The organism is Xanthomonas sp. SHU 166 (assembly GCF_000364685.1).
GTDB lineage: Bacteria > Pseudomonadota > Gammaproteobacteria > Xanthomonadales > Xanthomonadaceae > Xanthomonas_A > Xanthomonas_A sontii.
Map to the genome: position 1 here is coordinate 1 of NZ_AQOJ01000218.1, position 1,183 is coordinate 1,183.

The 1,183-nt window shown below is 63.3% G+C and carries 1 protein-coding gene; it reads right to left on the reverse strand.

Annotation, left to right across the window (positions count from 1 at the left end):
• The coding region (locus tag D180_RS07290; RefSeq protein WP_017912278.1) for a TonB-dependent receptor at positions 1 to 1,183 on the reverse strand (1,183 nt) is incomplete at both ends.

Genomic DNA, 1,183 nt, shown 5'->3' on the forward strand with positions numbered 1-1,183 from the left:
AGAAGCCCAGGCGCGGCTGCCAGGCATCCTTGAACGCCTTGCGGTTGTTGCCGGTGCTGATGTAGTTGGCGATGTCGTAGTTGGCGTTGTCCAGGTTGCGCCAGTTCAGCAGCGCGCTGGCGACGTCGGCCGGGGTGACGAAGTCGAGGAACGACGGGGTCTTCTCGTAGTCGTAGCGCACGCCCAGGTTCAGGGTCAGGTGCTCGTTGACCTCCCAGTCGTCCTGCAGGTAGATGCCGTACTGCTTGTTCTGCGACTGCACCGAACCGCCGTCGCCGGTGTCGCCGAAGCGCACCCGGTACGGGGTGCCGACATCGCTGAGGATGTTGTAGTAGTACTGCGGATTGGCCGGATTGATCTGGGTCGAATCGAGCTGGATGTCCTTGTACTTCAAACCCATCTTGATGGTGTGGCTGCCGTGCCAGTCAAGGCTGTTGAGGGTCAGGTCGTCCTGCAGGGTCCAGCCCTTCTGGCCCTTGTTCTGGAAGCTGCTGCCGGCGCCGGCGCTGAGGATGGTGGTCTCGTTGCCGGCCTGCGGCACATAGGACAGCACGTAGCCGCTGCCGTCGGTGAGCGGGGTCTGGGTCCAGAACGCGCTCTCGTAGCTCAGGTTCAGATCGTTGAGGAAGGCCTCGCCGCTGTACTGCCAGCGCAGGTTGGCGCGCTTTTCCTTCTGCCCGTTGCTGCTGCCGTGCTGGTAGGTGGTGGTGTTGCCGATGTCCGACAGCTCGTCTTCCTTGCGGTACTTGCCGGTCAGCTCGAACAGGTTGTTGTCGCCCAGGGTCCAGTCGATCTTGCCGAAGTACAGGTCTTCCTTGAACGGCGTGCTGTAGGTGGCGACCAGCGGCTGCAGCTGCGCCGGCAGCTGGTCGACGCGGTCGGCGTAGATGCCGCCCGGGATCACCGTGTTCGGCGTGGTGTATTCCTTGGCCTCGTAGGCCACGAAGAAGTGCGCGCGGTCCTTGAGGATCGGGCCGCTGAAGGTGGCGCCGTACTGGGTCTCGGAGAAGTCGTCGCGCTGGCCGGCCTTGCGCTCCAGCGGGCTTTCGGCACGCCAGTCGTCGTTGGTCGTATCCCAGAAGAAGCTGCCGTGGAAATCGTTGGTGCCGGACTTGGTCGAGGCGACGATCGCCGCACTGCTGACCTGGTCGAACTCGGCCTTGTAGTTGGAGGTGATGACCTT